We start from the raw sequence: 5,427 nt of genomic DNA, 5'->3' as shown, positions 1-5,427 counted from the left end.
GGGCATCGTGATGGTTACCGTATTTGTGACCTGTCCGTTTGTGGCCAGAGAACTGATCCCGCTGATGCAGCAACAGGGTCGGGAAGAGGAAGAGGCCGGCGTGGTGCTGGGCGCGTCCGGCTGGCAGCTGTTCCGGCGGGTGACCTTCCCGAATATCCGCTGGGCGCTCCTTTACGGCGTGATCCTCACCAACGCCCGGGCTGTAGGCGAGTTCGGTGCCGTGTCGGTGGTCTCGGGCAACATCCGGGGCGAGACCAATACGCTGCCGTTGCAGGTAGAGCTGCTTTACCAGGATTACAACACCGTGGGCGCTTTTGCAGCTTCTTCGCTGCTAGCAGGTATTGCGCTGATCACGCTTGTCGTCAAGGCCATCGTTGAATGGCGTCAGAGTCGTAACTAAGGGTTTCCAATGAGCATCGAGATACAGGGTATCAACAAGTTTTTCGACAAGTTCCAGGCCCTGCATGACATCAATCTGACCATTCCGGATGGCCAGCTCACGGCATTGCTGGGCCCTTCCGGTTCGGGCAAGACCACGCTGCTGCGGATCATTGCCGGCCTGGAAACTCCCGAAGAGGGCCGAATCCGGTTCAGCGGCAAGGATGTGACCGATCTGCATGTGCGGGACCGGCGTGTGGGGTTTGTGTTCCAGCACTATGCGTTGTTTCGTCACATGACAGTGGCCGAGAACGTGGCCTTTGGCCTCAATGTGCTTCCGCGCAAGGAGCGTCCCGGCAAGCCCGAGATCCGCAAGCGGGTAAAAGACCTGCTGGAAATGGTGCAGCTGGAACACCTGGCCGACCGCTACCCCGCGCAGCTTTCAGGTGGGCAGAAGCAACGCATCGCCCTGGCGCGGGCCATGGCCATGCGCCCGGAGATTCTTCTGCTGGATGAGCCCTTCGGAGCGCTTGATGCCAAGGTGCGAAAAGACCTTCGCCGCTGGCTGCGCAGCCTCCATGACGAGCTGCATTTCACCAGTGTTTTCGTGACCCACGATCAGGAGGAGGCCCTGGAGCTCTCCGACCAGGTGGTGGTGATGAGCAATGGCCGGATTGAACAGGTTGATACGCCCTTGGAGCTTTATGGCCGCCCGGACAGTCGCTTTGTGTTCGAATTTCTGGGCCAGGTGAATGTGTTGTCCGGCAAGGTCCGCGACGGCGTCATGAGCCAGGGCGACGCCTGGATTCGCTTGCCCGAAGGCTGTGAAAACGACGACGCCCAGCTCTATCTGCGGCCCCACGAGGTGCGGCTGACTCAGGCTGCCAGTGATCAGGCCCACCTGCCATTTCGCATAGAGGCCATCAACCTGATTGGTGCGGAAGTGCGGATCGAACTCAAGCCCGATGGGTGGGAGTGTGAAGAGTTGTGGGAGGTTGGCATCAGCCATACTGAGTTCAACGCCCGCCAGCCCCAGCGGGGCGACCGCTGCTTTGCGGTGCCGGATGTCGGGCATCTGTTCTGTGAACATGCGGTGGAGCCCAAGACCCTCGAGTGGCGTTAGGGCCCCCCGATTGTTGGAGCAGGGCCCCAGCCATAATCTATAGTTTCCTGATGAGGGGGCGTTGCCCCCGGATTACTCGTTCGACGTAATCGGCGTACTCCACCTTCGGGTGGAAACCATCAGGAGGATGTAATGCCACTACCCACCCCCTTAACCGGAGACCAGGTCTACCACGTTTGTCCGGAAAACAAGCTGGATTTCGTAACCACCGATGACCTGCAAGACCTGGATCAACCCTACGGTCAGGACCGGGTTTTGCGAGCGCTGGAATTTGGCGGCGGTATTCGGGCAGAGGGTTTTAATCTCTTTGTCCTCGGACCCTCCGGGGCAGGTAAACACGAACTTGTCGAACGCTTTCTTTCCCTGAATGCAGCTAGGCAACCGGTTCCTCCAGATTGGTGCCATGTCTATAACTTCCGCTTTTCAGATCGGCCGGGCGCAATCCAGCTGCCAGCGGGGCAGGGGCAGCAATTCAAGAAAGACATGAGTGAGCTGGCAGAAGAGCTTCGCACGGCCATTCCGGCGGCTTTTGAAAGCGAGGAATACCAGGCCCGCTTGCAGGAGCTGCAGGAAGAAATGGCCAAGCGGCAGCACCAGGGCCTGTTCGAGATCCAGGAAGAGGCCAACCGCAACAACATTGCCATGATCACAACGCCAGCCGGTTTTACCTTTGCCCCCATGCGCAAGGGTGAGGTGATCGATCCCGAGGAATACAAGAACTTTTCGGATGAAGAGAAACAACTGGTTGAATCCAAGGTTGAGGAGCTTCAGAAGAAGCTGCAGCAGACCATCCAGCAGATTCCCAGGATGCGGAAAGAAGTTCGGGAGCGCGTCCACGCTCTGAATGAAGAGATGGTCCAGCTGACACTCGGCGGCCCGATCGGGGAACTCAGGGGAAAGTGGTCCCACCTCCCGGATATTGTGGACTATCTGGATGCGGTCCGCGAAGACGTGGTGGAGCATGCCGAAGCCTTTCAGGACGGCGATAACGGGCCACCGGCAGGGCTGCTGGCCCGTTATAAGGTCAACTTGTTGGTGGATAATGCCGAAACCGTAGGCGCGCCGGTCATCTATGAGGATCTGCCCAATCATCAACACCTGGCGGGGCAAATCGAACATCGGGCCCGGCAAGGCAATCTCTATACCGACTTCACGCTGATTCGCGGTGGTTCCATGCACCGTGCCAACGGCGGCTATCTGATCATTGACGCCCGCCGGGTGCTAACCCAGCCGATGGCCTGGGAAAGCCTCAAGAGGATCCTGTCTTCAGGCGAAATCCGCATCGAGTCCCTGGATCGGCTCTATGGATTGGTGAGTACCGTCAGCCTGCAGCCGGAGCCCATTCCGGTGTCGGTCAAGGTGGTTCTGCTCGGGGACCGGATGCTCTATTACCTGCTGTCCCACTATGATCCCGACTTTCTGGACCTGTTCAAAGTAGAAGTGGATTTCGAGGACGACCTGGACCGCAATGAAGAATGCTATGAACTCTACGCGCGCATGATCGCCACCATGGCCCGGGGCCTGAAAATGCGACCGCTGGAGCGAAGCGCCGTGGCCCGGCTGATTGAACATGCCAGCCGGTTGGCAGCAGACCAGCGCAAACTGACCGCCCACGACCGGGTGCTCCGCGACATTCTGAGCGAGGCAGACCACTGGGCGGGACAGGCCGGGGCCGATACTGTTGAAGCCAGCCATCTCCAGCAGGCCATTGATGAACGGGAATACCGGGCCAGCCGGGTCCGGGAACGAAGTCGCGAGCAAATCAGCCGGGGTGTGGTGATGATAGCCACTACTGGCGAGGAGGTAGCTCAGGTAAATGGTCTTTCGGTGCTCAGGCTTGGGGCGTCGATGTTCGGGCAGCCTACCCGGATTACCGCCACGGCCCGTCCCGGTAAGGGGCAGGTGGTGGATATCGAGCGGGAGGCCAAACTCGGCGGCCCCATTCATAGTAAGGCCGTGATGATATTGTCCCGATTCCTGGCGAGCCGGTATGCAGGCGATGGTGAACTGTCGCTTTCGGCGAGCCTGGCCTTCGAGCAATCCTACGGTGGTGTCGAGGGCGATTCCGCTTCGGTGGCAGAAACCTGTGTGTTGCTGTCTGCCATTTCCCGAGTCCCACTCAAACAATCCTTCGCGGTGACAGGGTCCATGAACCAGCATGGTGAAGTTCAGGCTGTGGGTGGCGTGAACGAGAAGATCGAAGGCTTTTTCGATGTCTGCAAGGGGGCCGGCGATGTCCGCGGGCAGGGCGTTCTGCTGCCCGCAAGCAATGTTGAACATTTGATGCTGAGAGCCGATGTAAGGAAGGCGATCACTGAAGACCGGTTCCGGATCTATCCGATTTCAAGCATCAATGAGGCAATTGAGCTGCTAACCGGTCTTGAGCCCGGAGAACCGGATAGTAATGGCGAGTTCCCCGAGAACAGCTTCAATCACCGGGTTGCCGAACGCCTGGAGAAGTTCGCGGAGGCCAGCAAGAAACGGGACGAGAACGGAGAAGCGAACAGCAGCGGAGGCAAGGATCGTGACTGATAGGCCAGCAGACCAGGCTGATCCCCGCACCACAACCGGTCGTGTACTGGTACTTCTCGATGGTTCCAGGATGAGTTACGCCGCCTTGCAGGCTGCGGTCGGGATTGCCGCGAATACCGGTGCCGATGTGCTCGGTGTGTTTGTTGAGGAGCTGAATCAGCTGCGAAGCGCCGGCTATGGTTTTGCCCGCGAAGTGGGCGGTTCGTCCGGTATCAGCCGCCCCCTGGCTGCTGGCGACGTTGAACAGCGCATGCAAAGGTTGGCGAGCGAGGCCCGCCGTGCTCTTGCAGGTGCCGTCGCGTCATACGGTGGCAGGCAATCCCTGAGTGTCGCCCGGGGCCATGTGATTGATGAGGTGCTGGCGCTCGCCGGCCCTCAGGATCTTCTGGTGCTGGGCCGCGTTGGTTGGTCCTCCGAGCCCGGTGCGCGCTTGGGCTCGACGGCAAAAGGGCTGGTTCGTCGTTCCCGGGGAAGGGTCTTGCTCTGGTGTGAAAGTCGGGCCGAACCTTTGGGCAGGGTTGTGGTGTTTCTCAATGACCATCATGGCGCTAACGGCCGCGCTGTCCAGGCAACCGCTGAGGTGGTTCGTCATTCCCACCGGCCCGTGACACTACTGTTGGGCGCTGACTCGACGGTCTCAGCCGACGATCTTAAAGGCGTCGCGCAGGACCTGGGTATTCAGGAATCGGAGCTTCGTGTAAGGTCTCTGCCATCAACGGATCCGGCTGTTGTGGCCGGAATTCTACGACAGGAAAGGGCGGTAGAGCTGGTGCTAAGCCGGGAATGCACACTGCTCCAGGAGCCCGGCGCAGAGCGATTGTTGGTGGCCCTGAACCTTCCCGTCACGGTCACGCCCTGAATCCCATCGGTTGCTCCATAGGTCTTGATTAGCTGATGTTTATAGATGTTCTCTCCATTGTTGGACTGACCGTCCTTGCCGGCGCCTGCATTCCACTGGGCGGACTGCTCGCCAGCTTTGAACGGATCCGACCCAATTGGCTGGAGCAGGAGTTTCGCCATTTCGTGATCGCGCTCGGTGGCGGCATCCTGCTTGGCGCGGTCGCTGTGGTTTTTATTCCGGAAGGCCGATCCAGCATGGGAGGATCCCTTCTTGCGATTCCGGCTATTCTTGCGGGCGGGCTCATATTCTTCCTGATAGAGCGGGTTCTCGGTTTGAAACGCCGTGAATCTCCGCAGCTCCTGGGTGTGATGCTGGATTTTATTCCGGAAGCTGCCGCGCTGGGCGGGCTCGCCGTGGTGAACACCGAGATTGCGCTGCTCATGGCGTTACTCATTGCCTTGCAGAACTTGCCGGAAGGGTTCAACGCCTATCGGGAGTTGCTTTACCTGAAAGGCCACAGCTCCCGAAAGACGCTGGTCTTTATGAGTAGCCT

At 59.3% G+C, this 5,427-nt stretch carries 5 protein-coding genes; all 5 read left to right on the top strand.

Going from position 1 to position 5,427, the window contains the following annotated elements; translation table 11 throughout:
- Positions 1-400 (top strand): ABC transporter permease subunit (locus tag B2W52_RS11505; protein ID WP_286803134.1); only part of this gene is annotated, 400 nt, incomplete at its 5' end.
- 9 nt (positions 401-409) lie between these two features.
- Positions 410-1,501, top strand: coding sequence for a sulfate/molybdate ABC transporter ATP-binding protein (locus tag B2W52_RS11500; protein ID WP_008172084.1), 1,092 nt, complete (start codon positions 410-412; stop codon positions 1,499-1,501).
- A 132-nt stretch (positions 1,502-1,633) separates the two neighbouring features.
- Entirely contained in the window at positions 1,634-4,033 is a 2,400-nt protein-coding gene (locus B2W52_RS11495; RefSeq protein ID WP_273070997.1) for a Lon protease family protein, read from the top strand.
- A complete protein-coding gene (locus tag B2W52_RS11490; RefSeq protein WP_053114949.1) occupies positions 4,026-4,892 on the top strand; it encodes a universal stress protein in 867 nt (288 codons plus the stop codon). Before B2W52_RS11495 ends, B2W52_RS11490 begins: the two co-directional genes overlap by 8 nt.
- 35 nt (positions 4,893-4,927) lie before the next feature.
- A partial coding sequence (locus B2W52_RS11485; RefSeq protein ID WP_286803130.1) for a ZIP family metal transporter occupies positions 4,928-5,427 on the top strand: 500 nt, incomplete at its 3' end.

Origin of the sequence: Marinobacter sp. UBA2498, from assembly GCF_002341575.1 — a bacterium.
GTDB classification, from domain to species: Bacteria; Pseudomonadota; Gammaproteobacteria; order Pseudomonadales; family Oleiphilaceae; genus Marinobacter; species Marinobacter manganoxydans.
The sequence above is the reverse complement of the archived record's forward strand: the minus strand, read 5'-3'. Positions and strand labels throughout refer to the sequence as shown.